Consider the following 18132-nt stretch of genomic DNA (forward strand, 5'->3'; position numbering starts at 1 on the left):
TCCTGAACCTACCGGCAGGCGGCGGGTTGCGCAATGAGGCGCCAGCGAATCATTCCGCCCGCAGGCCGTCCAGCGTTTCCTGGGTAGCCGCCCGCAACGCAGCGCTCGTTGGACCGGCGGCAAGTATGCCCCGGCTCGACGTAGCCAGCACTGTGGGATAGGCGGCGCCGAAGGTCGTGCGGAGATCCGCGGGTGTAGCACCCTGCGCCCCCAACCCGGGCGCCAGGATAGCTCCCCGGACCGGGCCGAGGTCGATGTCCAGATCCTCAAGTGCCGTACCTATGGTGGCGCCTACAACAAGTCCCACTGAACCCAGGACACCCGCGTACCGCTGGTTCTCGGCTGCAGCCGCAGTGACGATACCGCGGGCGACGGAATTGCTTCCGCCCACGTGCTGGACAGACTTTCCCTCCGGATTGGATGTCAAGGCGAGCACAAAGACTCCCCTGCCGTTTTGCGCAGCAAGGTCCAACGCCGGGCGCAAGGATTCGAAGCCCAGGTAGGGACTCAGGGTCACTGAGTCCGCAGCCAGGGCCGAGCCGTCACGCAGCCAGGCATCTGCGTAGGCAGCCATGGTGGACCCGATATCACCGCGCTTGGCATCGGCGATGCTCAGCACATCCGCGTCAGCAGCTGCGGCCAACGTCCGCTCCAGGACAGCCATGCCCGCAGAGCCGTGCCGCTCATAAAGCGCCACTTGCGGCTTGACCGCGGCAGCGAGGGAAGCCACAGCCTCCACAACGCTGAGCGAAAAGCGCTCCAGCCCGGCGACGTCGTCGTTCAGTCCCCAGTCAGCCAGCAGCTGGGGATGGGGATCAATTCCAACGCACAGCGGGCCACGGGTGGCCATTGCGGCAGCCAGCCGGGAGCCGAATGACTCCCGGACCGGCTGCCGTGCATCCTGGGCCTCGTGGGCACCAACAATGTCAGGCATTGACGGCGGCCTGGGATTCGCTGAGGTTGGCTGCGTGCTCCTGAAGGCTGGTGACCGACCATTCATAGGTGCGCAGGGCCTCGATTGCCTGTACGGCCGCGTTGAACTCAGCCACGGTGGTGATGCACGGAATGCCGATGGATGTAGCCGCTGCCCTGAGCTCGTAGCCGTCACTGCGGGCTTCCCCGCCGGACGGGGTGTTGAAGACCATGTCGATCTCGCCGGCAATGACGAGGTCTGCGATGGTACCTTCACCCTCGGCGCTGCTGCCCTCGGCCACCTTGCGGACCGGTGTCGCCTGGATGCCGTTGCGGCGCAGGACGTCAGCCGTACCACCCGTGGAGACGATCTCGAAGCCGAGGTCCGAGAGACGCTTGACGCCCATAATCACCGAGCGCTTGTCGCGGTTGGCCACGGAAACGAAGATCTTGCCTTCGGTGGGCAGCGCGTTGTTTGCGGCAGCCTGGCTCTTGGCGAAGGCGGTATCGAAGTGCTTGTCGATGCCCATCACTTCACCCGTGGACCGCATTTCCGGGCCGAGCAGGGAGTCGACAACCTTGCCCTCGGGCGTACGGAAGCGGCTGAACGGCAGGACAGCTTCCTTGACAGCGACCGGTGCGTCCAGGGGCAACGTGGAACCGTCACCGGTTTCCGGCAGCATCTTGTAGGCACTGCGCAGCTGGTTGATGGTGACGCCAGTACCGATGAGGGCAGCAGCCTTGGCCATCTGCACCCCGGTTGCCTTGGAAACGAAGGGCACAGTCCGCGAAGCACGCGGGTTGGCTTCAAGGACGTACAGGACGTCCGAGGCCAGGGCGAACTGGATGTTGATGAGACCCCGGACGCCCACACCCTCGGCAATGGCCCGCGTTGCGGTGCGAACGCGCTCGATCACGTTGTTGCCGAGCGTGATCGGAGGAAGGACACAAGCGGAGTCACCGGAGTGGATACCCGCCTCTTCGATGTGCTCCATGATGCCGCCCAGGTACATGTCGGTGCCATCGAAGAGGGCGTCGACGTCGATTTCGACCGCGTCTTCCAGGAAGCGGTCAATCAGTACGGGGTGATCCGGCGTGATTTCCGTGGCATTGGCGATGTACCGGGAAAGGTTGGCTTCGTCGTAGACGATTTCCATGCCGCGACCGCCCAGGACATAGGACGGACGGACGAGCACGGGATAGCCGATCTCGTCGGCGATCTTCTTGGCATCCTCGAAGGAAACGGCGGTTCCGTTCTTCGGGGAGGTCAGGCCGGCCTCGTCCAGGACGCGGGCGAACGCACCACGGTGCTCTGCGAGGTCAATTGCCTCAGGCGAGGTGCCCAGGATGGGCACGCCTGCGTCGGCAAGCTGCTGTGCGAGCTTCAGGGGTGTCTGGCCACCGAGCTGGACGAAGACACCCATGACGCCACCGGTGCGCTCCTCAGCGGCGATGACCTCGAGGACGTCCTCAAGGGTCAGCGGCTCGAAGTAAAGGCGCGTGGAGACGTCGTAGTCCGTGGAGACAGTCTCGGGGTTGCAGTTGACCATTACGGTCTCGTAGCCGGCCTTGCGCAGCGCCATGGAGGCGTGGACGCAGGAGTAGTCGAACTCAATGCCCTGGCCAATGCGGTTGGGCCCAGAGCCAAGGATGATGACGGAGGGCTTGGCGTGCAGGCCCACTTCATCTTCTTCGTCGTAGGACGAGTAGTGGTACGGGGTGTAAGCGGCAAACTCAGCGGCACAGGTGTCCACCGTCTTGTAGACCGGACGAATACCCAAGGCCTGGCGGACGCCGCGGACCACTGCCTCATTGTTGTGCGTCAACGCACCGATCTGCTCATCGGAGAAGCCGTGGCGCTTGGCGTTGCGCAGCATTTCCTCTGTGAGGACGCCGGCCTTGCGGATCTCCTGCGCGGTCTCGTTCAGGAGCTGCAGCTGGTCCAGGAACCAAGGATCGATCTTGGTGGCTTCGAAGAGGTCCTCCACCGTGGCGCCACCCAGCAAGGCGCGCTGCACCTGGTGCAGGCGGTCCGTCGTAGGACGCTTGGCCTTCTCGATGAGCTCGGCAACCTCGTACTCCGGCACGGAGCTGAAGTCCAGCTGCGAGCCCTTCTGCTCCAGTGAGCGAAGGGCCTTCTGCAGGGCTTCGGTGAAGTTGCGGCCCATGGCCATGGCTTCGCCAACAGACTTCATGGTGGTGGTCAGCGTGTTGTCGGCTGCCGGGAACTTCTCGAAAGCGAAACGCGGAACCTTGACCACTACATAGTCGAGGGTCGGTTCGAACGACGCCGGCGTCTTCTGCGTGATGTCGTTCGGGATCTCATCCAGGGTGTAACCAAGGGAGAGCTTGGTGGCGATCTTGGCAATGGCGAAGCCGGTTGCCTTGGAAGCCAACGCGGAGGAACGGGATACGCGCGGGTTCATCTCGATAACCACTACGCGGCCAGTGGCGGGGTCGATGGCGAACTGGATGTTGCAGCCACCGGTGTCAACGCCCACTTCGCGGATAACGGCGATGGAGACGTCCCGAAGCTTTTGGTACTCGCGGTCCGTGAGGGTCAGTGCCGGCGCAACCGTGATGGAGTCACCGGTGTGGACGCCCACGGGATCGAAGTTTTCGATGGAGCAAACAACAACGACGTTGTCGTTCTTGTCGCGCATCATCTCAAGCTCGTATTCCTTCCAACCGAGAATGCTCTCTTCGAGCAGGACCTCGGTGGTAGGGCTGTACTGGAGGCCCTGGCCGACGATGCGGCGGAGGTCGTCCTCGTTGTAAGCCAGGCCTGAGCCCAAGCCACCCATGGTGAAGGACGGCCGGACCACCATGGGATAGCCGAGGTCCTCAGCAGCAGCGAAGGCCTCTTCCATGGTGTGGATGATGTGGCTGCGTGCGGACTCCGCGCCACAACGCTCAACAACGCCCTTGAACTTCTCGCGGTCTTCCCCGAGCTCAATGGCAGCAATGTTTGCGCCAATGAGTTCCACGTTGTACTTCTCCAGCACACCGTTCTTGTCCAACGCGATGGCAGTATTCAGGGCCGTCTGGCCACCCAGGGTGGGCAGGATGGCGTCCGGACGCTCCTTGGCGATGATCTTCTCAACAACCTCGGGCGTGATGGGCTCGACGTAGGTGGCGTCGGCGAACTCGGGGTCCGTCATGATCGTGGCGGGGTTGGAGTTTACGAGGATGACCCGGAGGCCTTCCTCCTTGAGGACGCGGAGAGCCTGGGTCCCGGAGTAGTCGAACTCGGCTGCCTGGCCGATGACGATGGGGCCGGAACCGATGACAAGGACGCTCTTGAGATCTGTACGCTTTGGCATTACTTCTTGTCCTCAGTCTTGGATTCGGTGGAGTTGGCGTCTGTGGCCTTGGACTTGGTATCGGCCATGAGGTCGATAAAGCGGTCGAACAGGTAGGCAGCATCGTGCGGGCCAGCCGCGGCCTCAGGGTGGTACTGAACCGAGAACGCCGGGATGTCCAGGCAGGCAAGGCCTTCAACGACGTCGTCATTCAAGGAGACGTGGCTGACTTCAACGCGGCCGAAGCGCTCTTCCGGTGCCACAGTGGCCCCGTTCAGCGGCGCGTCGACGGCGAAGCCGTGGTTCTGCGAGGTGATTTCAACCTTTCCGGTACGGCGGTCCATCACCGGCTGGTTGATGCCGCGGTGGCCGTACCGGAGCTTGTAGGTGCCAAAGCCCAGGGCGCGTCCCAGGATCTGGTTCCCGAAGCAGATGCCGAAGTACGGGAGTTTCTCGTCCAGCACCGAGCGCAGCAAGGAAACCTGGTGGTCTGCCGTAGCGGGGTCGCCGGGTCCGTTGGACATGAAGAAGCCGTCCGGGTTGACCGCGTTGACGTCTTCCAGGGTGGACGTCGCCGGAAGGACATGCACGCGCACGCCGCGTTCAGCGAAGCGGACCGGGGTCATGGCCTTGATGCCGAGGTCGACGGCGGCAATGGAGAACCTGGGCTCGCCTTCCCAGCCGTGGTCCTTGGGTTCCACGACGTAAGCCTCGTCAATGGAGACCTCTTCAGCCAGCGCTGCGCCTTCCATGGGGGCGCTTGCCAGCACGGCGTTCAGGAGCTCCTTGTCCGATGCCTGTGCGGCCTCACCCGAGAAGATGCCTGCGCGCATGGTCTTGTGCTCGCGGAGGTGGCGGGTGATGGCACGCGTATCGACGCCCTGGATGCCCACGATGCCTTGCTCTACCAATTCGGAGTCCAAAGAACGTTCCGAGCGCCAGTTGGAGGGGCGGCGGGCGGCATCGCGCACAATGTAGCCGGCCACCCAGATGCGGCGGGACTCAGCGTCTTCGCTGTTGACGCCCGTGTTGCCGATGTGGGGTGCAGTCTGCACCACGAGCTGGCGGGCGTAGGAGGGATCCGTGATGGTCTCCTGGTAGCCGGTCATTCCGGTGGCGAAGACGGCCTCACCGAGGGCCGTTCCCTGGGCGCCGTAGCTACGGCCGCGGAACATGCGGCCGTCTTCGAGCACCAGTACTGCTGCTGAGGGGGTGGGTGTGGTGGCTGCTTTACTGTCCGTCACTTTATTACTTTCCACTATCGGCATCTGCCTGAGGGGCTGCGGAGATCAATTCTTGGATGGCTTCGAGGAGGAGCTCTTTGTCGGCTGCATGCCTGGTCCGGAACCCGGTATCCAGTTCCTTGCCGCCCAGCTTCCAACTGATAACCAGGAGTCCGTCTTTTTCGACGAACTTCCCGGCCATGCCGGCGGCTTGGCGGCTGTCAGCCACTGCGGAGCGTGGGATGAATACCGGGGCGGCGCCTGGGCGGTCGAACAGGATGCCTTCAGCATGGACGCTCAGTTCCGCATTGGTGCGGATGCCAAGGCCCTGCACTGCGATCCGGTCCAGCCAGTCACCTGCGGTGGTAGTGGCAACGTACTGGCCCTCCGCTACCGCCGTGGCCGGTGTCAGTTGCTGCGGCACCTCGGGGAGGCGTTCGACGTCGGCTTGCCGCCTGAGCCGGTTCCTCCACCCCAGCCAGATCATCACCAGGACGAGGATGATCAGCGGCACCGTGATGAGCACGGTGAGTGTCTGGTTGTTCATCAGCTACCGCTGACTGCCCCGGCGGCATCCGGGGTTGGGTAGTTTCCGGCGTACCTGTACGGAGTGTTGAGCTTGCCGTTGAGAACCGTGGGGTGGCCCTTGAAGAAGGTTGCGACCACGGATCCGGGCAGCTCTTTGCCCTTGAACGGTGAATTGCGGCCCATGGTGGCCATTTTATGGGGGTCAACCGTCCAGCGCGCAGCCGGGTCCACCAGGATGACGTTGGCGGGCTCGCCTTCCTCCAACGGCCGGCCCTGATCCGCTACGCGGCCAATAACTGCGGGGGTGAAGGAGGTGACCCGGGCAAAGTCTGCCCACGTCATGAGTCCGGTTTCGATCATGGTTTCCTGAACCACCGACAGTGCCGTTTCCAGGCCGGTCATGCCCATGGCCGCCTGCGCCCACTCGCATTCCTTGTGCTCGCTGGGGTGCGGTGCGTGGTCCGTGCCCACAACGTCGATCGTGCCGTCGGCGAGGCCTTCGCGGAGCGCCTGGACGTCGGCATCCGTACGCAGCGGCGGGTTAACCTTATACACGGGGTCGTAGCTGCGGACCAGTTCGTCAGTGAGGAGCAGGTGGTGGGGCGTGACCTCGGCTGTGACGTTGATCCCCCGGGCTTTGGCCCAGCGGACGATTTCAACGGATCCGGCGGTGGAGACGTGGCAGACGTGGAGGCGGGAACCCACATGCTGCGCGAGCAGGACGTCGCGGGCGATGATGCTTTCCTCTGCCACCGCAGGCCAACCGGCAAGACCCAGCACCGCCGAGACGGCGCCTTCGTTCATCTGTGCCCCGGCGGTAAGGCGGGGTTCCTGCGCGTGCTGGGCCACCACGCCGTCGAACGCTTTGACGTACTCCAGCGCACGTCGCATCAGCACGGGGTCGTGCACGCAGATGCCGTCGTCGGAGAAGATCCGCACTTGGGCGCGGGAATCCGCCATGGCACCCAGTTCCGCAAGTTGTTCACCGGCCAGGCCCACCGTGACAGCGCCAACGGGTCGTACGTCCACCCAGCCCGACGCGCGGCCGAGGCTGTGGACCTGTTCGACCACGCCTGCCGTGTCAGCAACGGGGTTGCTGTTGGCCATGGCGTGGACGGCCGTGAAGCCACCCAGGGCTGCGGCGCGAGTGCCGGTCTCGACCGTTTCAGCATCTTCGCGGCCGGGTTCGCGCAGGTGCGTGTGGACGTCCACCATGCCAGGCAGGGCAATGAGGCCCTTGCCGTCGATCACTGTGGCGTCGTCGTCGTGGAGATCCTTGCCCCTGGCTGCGATGACGCCATCGCGGATCAGCAGGTCTTCAGCTTCGCCGCCGAGAATGGCGGCCCCGCGGATCAGGTACGTGTTCTCGGCCATCAGTTGCTCTCCTTGGTGGACTGGCTTACAGCGTGGGTGGTCGCTGCCGTTGCGGCAGCTGCTTCGCGGGAATCCCCGGAGAGCAGCAGGTAAAGGGCGGCCATGCGCACTGAAACACCGTTCCGCACCTGTGCAAGCACTGTTGAGCGGGGCGAATCGGCGGCGGCCGAGGAAATTTCCAGGCCACGGTTCATGGGGCCGGGGTGCATGATGATGGTGTCTTTCATGCCAAGGTCATCCAGTGCCCGAAGCCGGGCATCGTCGAAGCCCCAGCGCCGTGAGTACTCACGGGTAGAGGGGAAGAACGAGGCATGCATGCGCTCACCCTGGACGCGCAGCATCATCATCGCGTCGACGCCCGCTTCGAGCGTTTCGTCCAGGTTGTAGCTGACCTTGCAGGGCCAGTGCTCGACGCCGATCGGCAGCAGTGTGGGTGGCGCAACCAACGTGACCTCGGCACCCAGGGTGCGCAACAACCAGACGTTCGACCGGGCCACGCGGGAATGCAGGACATCTCCGACGATCGCGACACGCATGCCTCGAAGGTCCGCCCCGGTGGATTTGGTCCCGTTAAGCCGGGACCAGTGCCGGCGCATGGTGAACGCATCCAACAGCGCCTGCGTGGGGTGTTCGTGGGTGCCATCGCCTGCGTTGATCACTGCGGCGTCGATCCAGTCCGTTGCAGCAAGCCGGTGCGGTGCGCCGGAAGCCCAATGACGGATGACCACCGCATCCGCCCCCATGGCGGCCAGCGTCTGGGCTGTGTCTTTGAGGGACTCGCCCTTGGACACGGAGGAACCCTTGGCCGCGAAGTTGATGACATCGGCTGAAAGCCGCTTTGCTGCGGCTTCGAAGGAGATCCGGGTACGGGTGGAGTCCTCGAAGAAGAGGTTCACTACCGTGCGGCCACGGAGGGCAGGGAGCTTCTTGACCTCGCGGTCGCCCACGGCCGACATTTCTTCGGCGGTGTCCAGAACGCGGATGGCGTCCACAGCGCTGAGGTTCTCAGTGGAGAGGAGGTGCTTCACTTGCCGGCCTCGATTACTACTTCATTGACTGGAACGCCGTCCACCGAGTCGATTTCCTCGAGGTGGACGCGGACCTTTTCTGCGGAAGAAGTGGGCAGGTTCTTGCCTACATGGTCCGCGCGGATGGGAAGCTCACGATGGCCCCTGTCCACCAGGACTGCCAGGCGGACAATCCTGGGACGGCCAAGGTCCACCAGGGCGTCAAGTGCTGCCCTGATGGTGCGGCCGGAATACAGGACGTCGTCAATGAGGACAACAACTTTGTTGTCGATACCGGACAGCGGCAGGCGTGTGTGGTGGGGCGGCCTGGTGGGCTGGTGTGAAAGATCGTCACGGAACATCGTGACGTCCAGCTGCCCGACGATCGTTTCTGCGTTGACGCCGGGGTCAGCCGCAGCGATCTTATTGGCGAGCCGCACGGCCAAGGGATAACCGCGGCTGGGAATGCCCAACAGAACCAGATCCTGGGAACCCTTGTTGGCTTCGAGGATCTCATGGGCGATACGAGTCAGCGCGCGATCAATGTCCGCTTGGTTGAGAACAACCCGCGACGGAACCTGCGCTGAAGTGACTTCAGTCATTCGCTCGTCTCCCCTTTCCCCGCCTCACGGGACGGAATTAAAAAAGGAATATTTGCCTTTCAAAACTACCACAGCGAAAACTGACCGCCTCACCGGGCCGCAAACGAGGCGTGAGTTAAAGCTCACATCCGGCCCGTTGCAATAGGCTCTAAGCCATGAGCAGCGACCATCCTGGGCACCCCGGCGGGCATCAACCCTACCCGCGGCCCTATCTGGAACCGGGAGCCAATCCCACATGGATCGGACACGTACAGCCCGGAAACTACCAACCAGCGCCCGGGAACCCCGGCAGCCTTCCCCAGCAGGCCTGGCCGGCTCCACCGGCACCCCGGGCACGCCGGTCGCCGGGTACACTCCCCCTGCTCCTGGCGGGCGCCATATTGGTCTTCGGCAGCCTTCTCCTGGTGGTTCCCTTCCTTCTGGGCAATACAGGAATTGCAGGCTTCGTGATCGGGTTCATCGCCTCCCTGGTCCCGTTGTCGGTGGTACTGCTGACCGTACGGCTCATTGACCGTTGGGAGCCCGAACCAAACAGGCTGCTCTGGTTCGCTTTCACATGGGGAGCTGCAGTCTCAATCGCCGGAACATTGTTGATCCAGCCCCTCTTCGCCTTGGCAGCTCCCACCACCAGCGAAGAAGCATTCACTTATTTCATGGCCACGGTCCAGGCTCCCATCGTGGAGGAATTCACCAAATCGCTTGGCCTGTTGCTTCTGATCCTTGGAGCCCGGAAGTATTTCGATGGTCCCGTGGATGGTGTGGTCTTTGCTTTTACCATCGCGGCCGGCTTTGCCTTCACCGAGAACATCCTCTACTTCGGCCGTGAGATCGCCTCCTCATCGGAGCCCGGCACGGACCTTGTCCGCATCTTCATCCTTCGCGGGGTCATGTCACCCTTCGCCCACGCCATTTTCACGGGGACAACCGGCCTGATTATGGGATTCGCCGCCCGTCGATGGCATTCCGGCTATGCAGTACTCGCCTTCGCCATCGGACTCTTGCCGGCCATGTTCCTGCATAACCGGTGGAACAGCATGGGCCAGGACTTCCTGCTGGACTACTTCGTGGTGCAGGTGCCGATCTTCCTGGTCGCGGCCCTGGGCATCATTTTCCTGCGCATTGCCGAAGGCAAACTCACGCGCCAGCGGCTTCTCGAATATGCCAGGGCCGGATGGTTCACCCCGGCCGAAGTTGAAATGCTGGCGACCTCCCAAGGAAGGCGGCAGGCGGTTCGCTGGGCAGCCTCGCGTGGTCGTGCCGCGCAGATGCGGGCGTTCATCAAGGGCGCCACGGCCTTGGCGTTCACGCGCCAACGCATCCTCAGCGGCCGTGACGTGCCCGTTCATCAGCGGGACGAACTTGAGCATCTTCGCGGGATTCCGGCGCTCCGGGCGGCAGTGCTGACCTGACCCGCTCTAAGAATTGACCCGCTCAAAGAAGAGGACCCGCCCCACAGTTTCCTGTGGACGCGGGTCCTCTTTCTGAACAAGCTGCAGCGACGCCTAGGCGAGCAGTGACGGCTTGAGCTTCTGGAGCCGGCCAAGCAAGCCGTTGATGAAGGCCGGTGATTCGTCCGTGGACATCGTCTTGGCGAGGGCCACAGCTTCGCTGACTGCCACTCCGTCCGGGACTTCGTCGTTGTAGAGGAGTTCCCAGGCACCAATGCGGAGGATGATGCGGTCTACCGAAGGCATCCGCTCAAGCGTCCAGCCCTGGGCATAGGTCTGCAGGAACTCGTCGATAGTCGGCTGCATGGAGACGACACCCTCAACGATTTCCATCGTGTAGGGGTTAATGACGAGATCCGTTTTCTCCCGACGCGCCTTGAGCGCGTCAAAAGCCGAAACGGAACGCTGCTCCGCCTCGAAAAGTACTTCAAGTGCCCTGCTACGGGCTTTACCGCGTGCGCTCACTAGTCGTTGACCCGGCCCAGGTAGCTGCCGTCGCGGGTGTCAACCTTGACTTTGGTGCCCTGCTCCACAAACAGCGGAACCTGGATTTCGTAGCCGGTTTCCACGGTTGCCGGCTTGGTGCCCGCCGAAGAGCGATCGCCCTGGAGGCCGGGCTCGGTGTAGGTGATTTCGAGAACGACGCTCGGCGGCAGCTCGATGTACAGCGGCGTGCCTTCGTGGATGGCGATGTTCACCATCTGGTTCTCGAGCATGAAGTTTGTGGCGTCGCCGACCGTAGCACCGGAAACGGTGATTTGGTCGTAGTCCTGGGTGTCCATGAAGACGAAGTCTTCGCCATCCTGGTACAGGTACTGGTAGTCACGGCGGTCAACCGTAGCGGTCTCGATCTTCAGGCCGGCGTTGAAGGTCTTGTCAACCACCTTGCCGGACATGACGTTGCGCATCTTGGTGCGAACGAAAGCGCCACCCTTGCCCGGCTTGACGTGCTGGAACTCAATGATGTTCCAGAGCTGGCCCTCGAGCTTCAGTACGGTTCCGTTCTTGATGTCGTTTGTGGTTGCCACTCGTATCCTCTGGTTTCTCTCACTGGTTCTAGCTACGGTTTCTAGCTTCCAGCCGGGTATGCCAGCCAGCATGCCAAAAGGCGTGCCAGCGCGTATTTATCAAAAATCCAAGAACCATTCTACCGGCAAATGGGAAGTGGCTTGGCTTCGGGTGGTTCCAGCCTGGATCAGGATGCGAGTTCCAGCACGTCCCTGGCCCGTTGGAGTGCCACCGCGGAGGAGTAAATCAACGCGGCATCGGCGGCCTTGGCAACCCTCAGGTCCAGTGCCTTGGCGAACTCTTCGGACGCTGCCAGCGCATTTCCGCTCACAAAATATGCCCTGCCCAAATACTGGTGGACGATCGCTTCCTTGGATGTGCCCTGGACTTCCTGCAGCAGTTGGCGGAACAGTTGGATGGCACGGTCCAGGCGGTTGGTGGCCCGGTGGACTTCAGCTTCAAAAATCCGCAACCGGAAGGATTCCGGGTCCTTGTAGCGGGCTTCGGCGAGCAATTCCGCCGCTTCCTTTGGCTGGTTTTCCAGCAGCAGCGCCATGATGCGGTCGGCAGGATCTTCCGAAGCGGCCAGCGCAGATTCCAGTGCGTCTTCGTTGACGATAACGGGCAGCAAGGTGTCCGGGTTCGTGCGGACGCCCGGGAATCCTGCGGTTGGCCAATCGCTGACGCCTTCCCTGAGGGTGGTCATCATGAAGCAATCTCCTGGTAGGCAGCAAACAACAGGGACGTATCGGGGACGTCCAGAATGCCGGGCTTGGCTACGCCATCCAGGACAACAAAGCGCAGGAGGTCGCCACGTGACTTCTTATCCCGGCGCATGCCATCCAGCAGGCCTTGCCAACGGTCCTTGCGGTAGGTGATGGGCAAACCAAGGCTCTCAAGGATGGTGCGGTGCCGGTCGGCGTCGGCGTCGGAGAGTCGTCCAACGCTTCGGGCCAGTTCAGCAGCGAACATCATGCCTACCGAAACGGCCGCACCATGGCGCCAGGAGTACCGTTCCACGAGTTCAATGGCATGGCCCAGGGTGTGTCCGTAGTTCAGGATTTCGCGCAGCCCGGATTCCTTGAGGTCCTGGGAGACGACGTTGGCTTTGACCGCAATGGCGCGTTCGATGAGTTCACGGACAACATCCGACTCCGGATCCATCACGGCGTCCGTGTTCTTTTCCACGAGGTCAAGGATCGCGGGATCGGCGATAAAGCCGCACTTGATGACCTCTGCCATTCCGGAAATCAGCTCATTCCTGGGCAAAGTCTTGAGCGTATCCAGATCCGCCAGTACAGCCGCCGGAGGATGGAACGATCCCACCAGGTTCTTGCCTTCGGCAGTGTTGATACCTGTTTTGCCGCCAACTGAGGCATCCACCATGCCCAACAAGCTGGTGGGCATGTGGATGACTTTGACTCCGCGAAGCCAGGTAGCGGCAACGAATCCGGCGAGGTCGGTCACGGCCCCGCCACCGACGGCAACAATGGCGTCCGAGCGCGTGAAGTCGTTCTGCCCCAGCACCTGCCAGCAGAAAGCGGCAACCTGTATGTGCTTGCCTTCTTCGGCATCCGGGATCTCGGCCGTCAGCGCGGTGAAGCCGGCAGCTTCGAGCTCATCGCGGACGGTGTCCCCGGTCAGGCGAAGGGCACGTGGGTGAATGACAAGCACGCGTCGAACCCGCTCGCCAAGCTTGGCGGGAAGGGATTGCAGGAGTCCACGGCCCACGATGACGTCGTAGTTCTCCGTGGTTGATTGGCCGGTCACCTTGATGACAGTTGCTTCGTTGCTCACTTTTCAACTTCCTCTTTCAAGGCTGCATGCTGGCGCAGCCGTTCCTCCAACCGGAGGCCGATTTCAGCCACGGATCCCGAACGGACGTCCAGGACAATGTCTGCCAGGCGCTCATACACTGGACGCCTGGTGGCAAACAAAGCTTCCCAACGGGACATTGCGTCGCCCTGCAGCAAAGGCCTTCCGGTGTTTCGCGCGATCCGGTCAGCAACAGTCGAGGCGTCGCATTCCAGGTAAACCACGGTGCACTCCCCCAGCAATTGCTGGGTTCCCGAGTCCAGGACCGCTCCACCACCCAGCGAAATCACCGCTGGTTGTTCCTTGGCGGCCTCGATGGCCTTCGCCACTGCCCGGGCTTCGATTTCCCGGAACGCGTGTTCTCCCCGACCAGCGAAAATGTCAGCGATGCTGCCGTGCGCCGCGACCACCACGGCGTCGGTGTCCACGAAGGGAACGCCGAGTTGCTGCGCCAGTTGCTGGCCGATCGCAGACTTGCCAACTGCCATGGGACCCACCAGGACAACGGGACGGCCAGCGCAGCCGTCCTGGGTAGTGCGGCCCACTACCGGCCGACCGAGTCCAGGGTTGCCGGAATGTTGTCCAGGTAGCTCTGCAGGTTACGCGTGGTCTCGGCAACAGAGTCACCTCCGAATTTCTCGGCAATGGCTTCTGCGAGGACGAGGGCAACCATGGCCTCGGCCACAACGCCCGCTGCCGGAACTGCACAAACGTCCGAACGCTGGTGGTGCGCCTTGGCGGGTTCCCCGGTGCTGACATCAATGGTGCGCAACGCGCGGGGAACAGTAGCAATAGGCTTCATGGCGGCGCGGACGCGCAGAACTTCGCCGATGCTCATTCCACCCTCAATGCCGCCGGCACGGTTGGTCTGACGAATAATTCTGCCGTTCTCATCCTTGAGGATTTCGTCGTGCGCTGCAGAACCACGGCGGGCAGCGGTGAGGAAACCGTCGCCGACCTCCACGCCCTTGATGGCCTGGATACCCATCAGCGCAGCGGCCAGGCGGGAATCAAGGCGGCGGTCCCAATGGACGTAACTGCCCAATCCAGGGGGAAGCCCGTAGGCAAGGACCTCAACCACGCCGCCAAGGGTTTCCCCTTCCTTGTGGGCGGCATCCACCTCGGCGACCATTGCATCGGATGTTTCGCGGTCGAAGCAGCGCAGCGGATCTGCATCAAGGGCGATGACGTCCTTAGGCAGGGGCAACGCCTTGCCCTCGGGTACGGTGACGCTGGCGATGGAAACGGTGTGGCTTACCAATTCCACGCCCAGTTGCTTAAGGAACTGGGCGGCAACGGTACCAAGAGCAACACGGGTGGCGGTTTCACGCGCACTTGCGCGCTCAAGGACCGGACGGGCTTCATCAAAGCCGTACTTCTGCATCCCGGTGAAATCGGCGTGCCCCGGACGCGGGCGCGTCAGAGGTGCGTTGCGGGCTTGGTCGGCAAGGACTTCAGGGTCCACCGGATCAGCAGACATAATCTGCTCCCACTTTGGCCATTCGGTGTTGCCCACCTGAATGGCGACCGGACCACCCTGGGTGATGCCGTGGCGCACGCCACCGAGGATCGTGACTTCATCCTGCTCAAACTTCATGCGGGCGCCACGTCCATAGCCCAGGCGACGACGCGCCAAAGCATCACGGATTTGCCCGCTGGTGAGTTCAACACCGGCGGGCACGCCTTCAACAATTCCGATCAGAGCCGGACCATGGGATTCACCGGCAGTCAACCAACGCAACATATAACCAATCCTGCCATGTAAGGCCTCTAGAACACTCGCCGGGGAAGCCCAACTGAGTCGCACATCACATCTATGACGGAGGCGTCAACGTCACAGCCACTGAACTGCCGGATCTGCTCCGCCGCTTGGTACATCAGCATTTCAAGCCCGGGAACCACCGCTCCCCCGTGGCCGTGCCAAACCTCGGCGAGGCGGCTGGGCCACGGGTCATAAGCGACGTCCAACAAAACCCCTGCCCCTGTTCCTGGCAGGGCAGCGAGCTCCTCCGCAAGCGCATCGGCCGCGCGCGGTGGAAAGGTGGAGATGACCAGCCCGGACCCAGCCACGGCAGTGGCCGCCTCACTGAGGGGGCGGAGCCGCAGGGAAATTCCGACGGCGGCCGCAGCGGCCTGGGCGTCGACGGCGCGCGTGGCATCCCGGACGAAAACGTCCACGTGCCCGGCCCCGAGCTCGTGCACGGCAGCAATGGCAGCCGCGGAGGTTCCTCCGCCGCCGAGGACAGCAGCATGCGGTGCCGAAGAGATTCCCGCGTAGCGTACTGCTTCCACGATGCCCGCGACATCGGTGTTGTAACCGACGCGGCGAGCCGAACCGCCGTCGTACTCAAAGGCCACAGTGTTGATAACGCCCAACTGGGCGCCAGCGCCCCGGACCTCGTCAACTTCCCTGACCATGGCCGACTTCAAGGGCATGGTTACCGACAGCCCGCACCATGATTGGTCCCCGCGAAGGGAATCCATGAAGGCCGGAAGCCTATCGACCGTCAGGTCGATTGCCGAGTATTCGATGTCCACGCCGAGCTTGGCATAGGCGGCAGTGTGCATCGCCGGGGACTTCGAATGTGAGATCGGGTGCCCGAGGACAGCGGCGCGACGACTCACACGCACCGTCCGGCGTTGGCCTGGCACCATGCGTTGTATTGCTCAACGTACCTGCTGTGTTCGGCCAGCGTCTTGGAGAACTTGGTCTCCTTGGTGTCCAGGTTGATGGTGACCCAGTACAGGTAATCGTTCTGCGTCGGCTTTGCTGCGGCGTCGATCGCCGTCTTGCCCGGAGAACCGATCGGACCGGCGGGCAGCCCTGGGTTGGCGTACGTGTTGTAGGTGTTGGACTTATCGGCCTTCTCTTCGTCCGTGAGGTGGAAGGACTTCTTGCCCAGGCCATAAGTCACCGTGGCGTCGGACTGGATAAGGCCGTTGGTCTCGGTGTTGTTCGGTTTGAGCCTGTTGTAGATCGCACCAGCGACGTTCCCATAGTCGGCCTGGCCGCCCTCCGCCTGGACGATGCTGGCGATGGTTACGGTGTCGTACTGCTTGGCCGGATCCGTAATTCCTTGGGCCTTGAGCTCATCAAGGGTGCTGGAGACCAACTTCTGGATGATGTCCTTACCCGATGTTCCCAGCGGGAAGCGATACTCTCCGGGAGCGAGGAAGCCCTCCAGGTTCTTGGCCTTCGCAGGCACCCCGAACTGTCCGGGCGCCTGGTTGAAGCTGTTGAGCTGTGCCATGGGGATGCCGGAGCCCTTGGAGATAGCCTCCAGCGACTCGTTGATCCTCAGACCTGCACTCAAGGCGAAGTAGATCACCTTGGAAGCGTCTTTGTTGACGAGGACGGCAACGGCGTCGGAGTTTTTCATCTCGGTACGGAAGGTGAATTCCCCCGGCGAGAGCTCGCCGCCCTCGGTCACGAACTCCTTGACGAAGGAATCGGCGTCCGCCACGACGTGGTTTTCCACCAGCGCGGTTGCCACAGCCTTGGGGCCGGCCCCTTCCGGGACCGTAATGCTGACGGAGCCCGTCCCGGGACCGGGGTAATCGGTGACTTTGTCCATGCCAAGGAGGGGCTTGAGGAATTGTGCCCCGATCGCGATGGCGGCAACAAAGACTCCCAGCGTGATCAGCAAGGCAAGGACCCGACGGCGACGCCGCGCCTTCTTGGCCGCGGCCTTGGACGCCGCCGTAACTTCTACCGGAGCGATGAGGTGGTGGTGCTCGTCATGAAGCTCGTCGTGAAGCTCCATGTGCCCTTCGTGGGCTTCGTAATCGTACTGGGGCGCATGCTCTTCAAACGCATGATCATCCACGTGGACCGAGCCTTCGTGGACGCCGTAGGTGTCGTGGGCCTCATTGGCATGACCGGCATAGACATGTGCAACAGCCGGGACCGGAAGGGCATCGTCATGGTGCTCCTCTTCCGAAAGCACGGGCTCCACATGTTCGGCAGGAGCAACCGTCGGCAACGCCTCCGGAATTGGCGGGACCTCCGGAGAAGCAGCCCGCACAGGTTCCGGGGCCGGGGTTTCAGACGCAGCCGGTTGGGGCGCGGCAGGTTCAGGCGCAACCGGTTCAGGCGCAGGGGCTTCAGGCACAGCAGTTGGCTTGGGAACCGCGGGGATCGGGCGGGGCAGTTCAGGCTCGACATCAGCCGAAGGCGCTGCTTCCCCCGGCGTCGCTTCGGGAACGGGTACGACGTTCTGGTTCTGGGTGGCGAGGAATCGTTCCCGCGCCCGCAGTTCCTTGCGGGTCAGCGGCATGCCGCCGCCGGCGGTTCCGCTGGAGGGGTCGTTGTTGACCGGGCTCACAGTTGCAGTCCCCTCGTAGAAGAATCTGGTTCAGGGCCGGAGGAAGCCTGCAGCGTTGGGGCACTGCTGGATGTATCGGACGGCCCCGGTGCATTTACGCGGCGGCCAACGTCCGTTCCTCTGGCTTTTTGCATGTCGATCGCGTGCTGAAGTATTCCAGCAGCGGCAACCTGATCAACCACTTTACGGTGGTTCTTGCTGCTCATGCCAGCTTCGTGCAGGTTGCGGTGCGCCGTAACAGTGGAAAGACGCTCATCCACGAGGTTCACGGGAACGTCCAAACCGGTTCGGGCGAGCTCGCCCGCAAGCAGTTCGGCGTACTCCGTTGCCATCTGCGCGGAGCTTCGTTCCTCGCCCTTCATGGTCATGGGAAGGCCCACGAAAATCTGCACGGCCCGCATTTCCATAGCCTGTTTAACCACCACGCGAACATCGGAGTTCTTTTTGGCGTCGCGGCCCACTGTCTTGAAAGGCGTGGCCAGGATTTCGTCGGGGTCGCAAATGGCCAGCCCAACCCTGACGGTGCCGACGTCTACCCCCAGCTTGATGCCTTGGGGGTAGACGCCGCTGTTCGTACTGGAATTCACC

17 protein-coding genes are annotated in these 18132 nt (G+C 62.7%); 1 reads left to right on the top strand and 16 read right to left on the bottom strand.

The window, feature by feature from the left end:
- Positions 1-49 precede the first annotated feature (49 nt).
- From pyrF to pyrR, 7 genes are read right to left on the bottom strand one after another with little or no spacing between them, the layout of a single operon-like run.
- Positions 50-934, bottom strand: coding sequence for an orotidine-5'-phosphate decarboxylase (gene pyrF / locus J2Y41_RS15270; protein WP_309929732.1), 885 nt, complete (start codon positions 932-934; stop codon positions 50-52).
- The gene (gene carB, locus J2Y41_RS15275) at positions 927-4235 is read right to left on the bottom strand and encodes a carbamoyl-phosphate synthase large subunit (protein WP_224164467.1); all 3309 of its coding nucleotides are present in this window, start codon (positions 4233-4235) and stop codon (positions 927-929) included. The genes pyrF and carB overlap by 8 nt, the downstream gene beginning before the upstream one ends.
- A complete protein-coding gene (gene carA, locus J2Y41_RS15280) occupies positions 4235-5482 on the bottom strand; it encodes a glutamine-hydrolyzing carbamoyl-phosphate synthase small subunit (RefSeq protein ID WP_309929735.1) in 1248 nt (415 codons plus the stop codon). Before carA ends, carB begins: the two co-directional genes overlap by 1 nt.
- Positions 5463-5984: a hypothetical protein gene (locus tag J2Y41_RS15285; protein ID WP_309929737.1), complete on the bottom strand. Its 522-nt coding sequence runs from the start codon at positions 5982-5984 to the stop codon at positions 5463-5465. Before J2Y41_RS15285 ends, carA begins: the two co-directional genes overlap by 20 nt.
- Positions 5984-7339, bottom strand: a complete 1356-nt coding sequence (locus J2Y41_RS15290) for a dihydroorotase (protein WP_309929739.1) — start codon at positions 7337-7339, stop codon at positions 5984-5986. The genes J2Y41_RS15285 and J2Y41_RS15290 overlap by 1 nt, the downstream gene beginning before the upstream one ends.
- On the bottom strand, positions 7339-8367 hold the full coding sequence (locus J2Y41_RS15295; protein WP_309929741.1) for an aspartate carbamoyltransferase catalytic subunit: 1029 nt from the start codon (positions 8365-8367) through the stop codon (positions 7339-7341). Before J2Y41_RS15295 ends, J2Y41_RS15290 begins: the two co-directional genes overlap by 1 nt.
- The gene (pyrR, locus tag J2Y41_RS15300) at positions 8364-8948 is read right to left on the bottom strand and encodes a bifunctional pyr operon transcriptional regulator/uracil phosphoribosyltransferase PyrR (protein WP_224164472.1); all 585 of its coding nucleotides are present in this window, start codon (positions 8946-8948) and stop codon (positions 8364-8366) included. The genes J2Y41_RS15295 and pyrR overlap by 4 nt, the downstream gene beginning before the upstream one ends.
- 155 nt (positions 8949-9103) lie before the next feature.
- Between pyrR and J2Y41_RS15305 the strand changes: the two genes are divergently transcribed.
- Positions 9104-10357, top strand: a complete 1254-nt coding sequence (locus J2Y41_RS15305) for a PrsW family intramembrane metalloprotease (RefSeq protein WP_309929743.1) — start codon at positions 9104-9106, stop codon at positions 10355-10357.
- A 93-nt stretch (positions 10358-10450) separates the two neighbouring features.
- On the opposite strand, the gene nusB is transcribed toward J2Y41_RS15305, so the two are convergent.
- The 9 genes from nusB to ruvX all read right to left on the bottom strand — a co-directional run bounded on the left by nusB (position 10451) and on the right by ruvX (position 18131).
- Positions 10451-10861, bottom strand: a complete 411-nt coding sequence (gene nusB / locus J2Y41_RS15310) for a transcription antitermination factor NusB (RefSeq protein ID WP_216925562.1) — start codon at positions 10859-10861, stop codon at positions 10451-10453.
- Positions 10861-11424, bottom strand: coding sequence for an elongation factor P (gene efp / locus J2Y41_RS15315; protein WP_011774957.1), 564 nt, complete (start codon positions 11422-11424; stop codon positions 10861-10863). The genes nusB and efp overlap by 1 nt, the downstream gene beginning before the upstream one ends.
- Before the next feature lie 167 nt (positions 11425-11591).
- Positions 11592-12113 carry a tetratricopeptide repeat protein gene (locus J2Y41_RS15320; protein WP_224090545.1) on the bottom strand — a complete coding sequence of 174 codons (522 nt, stop codon included), beginning with the start codon at positions 12111-12113 and terminating at the stop codon, positions 11592-11594.
- The gene (gene aroB, locus J2Y41_RS15325; RefSeq protein WP_224164474.1) at positions 12110-13201 is read right to left on the bottom strand and encodes a 3-dehydroquinate synthase; all 1092 of its coding nucleotides are present in this window, start codon (positions 13199-13201) and stop codon (positions 12110-12112) included. Before aroB ends, J2Y41_RS15320 begins: the two co-directional genes overlap by 4 nt.
- Positions 13198-13764: a shikimate kinase gene (locus tag J2Y41_RS15330; protein WP_224090547.1), complete on the bottom strand. Its 567-nt coding sequence runs from the start codon at positions 13762-13764 to the stop codon at positions 13198-13200. The genes aroB and J2Y41_RS15330 overlap by 4 nt, the downstream gene beginning before the upstream one ends.
- Positions 13764-14963, bottom strand: a complete 1200-nt coding sequence (gene aroC / locus J2Y41_RS15335; RefSeq protein ID WP_224090548.1) for a chorismate synthase — start codon at positions 14961-14963, stop codon at positions 13764-13766. Before aroC ends, J2Y41_RS15330 begins: the two co-directional genes overlap by 1 nt.
- A gap of 26 nt (positions 14964-14989) precedes the next feature.
- Positions 14990-15844 (bottom strand): shikimate dehydrogenase, encoded by an 855-nt coding sequence (locus tag J2Y41_RS15340; protein WP_309929910.1) that lies wholly within the window; start codon positions 15842-15844, stop codon positions 14990-14992.
- The gene (mltG, locus tag J2Y41_RS15345; protein ID WP_309929749.1) at positions 15841-17544 is read right to left on the bottom strand and encodes an endolytic transglycosylase MltG; all 1704 of its coding nucleotides are present in this window, start codon (positions 17542-17544) and stop codon (positions 15841-15843) included. The genes J2Y41_RS15340 and mltG overlap by 4 nt, the downstream gene beginning before the upstream one ends.
- A complete protein-coding gene (gene ruvX, locus J2Y41_RS15350) occupies positions 17541-18131 on the bottom strand; it encodes a Holliday junction resolvase RuvX (protein ID WP_309929751.1) in 591 nt (196 codons plus the stop codon). The genes mltG and ruvX overlap by 4 nt, the downstream gene beginning before the upstream one ends.
- Position 18132 lies beyond the last annotated feature (1 nt).

This window comes from Arthrobacter sp. 1088 (assembly GCF_031455315.1).
Classification (GTDB): Bacteria; Actinomycetota; Actinomycetes; order Actinomycetales; family Micrococcaceae; genus Arthrobacter.

Coding starts and splice junctions, on each gene's coding strand:
- pyrR (WP_224164472.1), bottom strand. CDS start 8,948: ATGACTGAAGTCACTTCAGCGCAGGTTCCGTCGCGGGTTGTTCTCAAC.
- aroC (WP_224090548.1), bottom strand. CDS start 14,963: ATGTTGCGTTGGTTGACTGCCGGTGAATCCCATGGTCCGGCTCTGATC.
- pyrF (WP_309929732.1), bottom strand. CDS start 934: ATGCCTGACATTGTTGGTGCCCACGAGGCCCAGGATGCACGGCAGCCG.
- carA (WP_309929735.1), bottom strand. CDS start 5,482: ATGCCGATAGTGGAAAGTAATAAAGTGACGGACAGTAAAGCAGCCACC.
- J2Y41_RS15290 (WP_309929739.1), bottom strand. CDS start 7,339: ATGGCCGAGAACACGTACCTGATCCGCGGGGCCGCCATTCTCGGCGGC.
- J2Y41_RS15305 (WP_309929743.1), top strand. CDS start 9,104: ATGAGCAGCGACCATCCTGGGCACCCCGGCGGGCATCAACCCTACCCG.
- carB (WP_224164467.1), bottom strand. CDS start 4,235: ATGCCAAAGCGTACAGATCTCAAGAGCGTCCTTGTCATCGGTTCCGGC.
- J2Y41_RS15320 (WP_224090545.1), bottom strand. CDS start 12,113: ATGATGACCACCCTCAGGGAAGGCGTCAGCGATTGGCCAACCGCAGGA.
- J2Y41_RS15285 (WP_309929737.1), bottom strand. CDS start 5,984: ATGAACAACCAGACACTCACCGTGCTCATCACGGTGCCGCTGATCATC.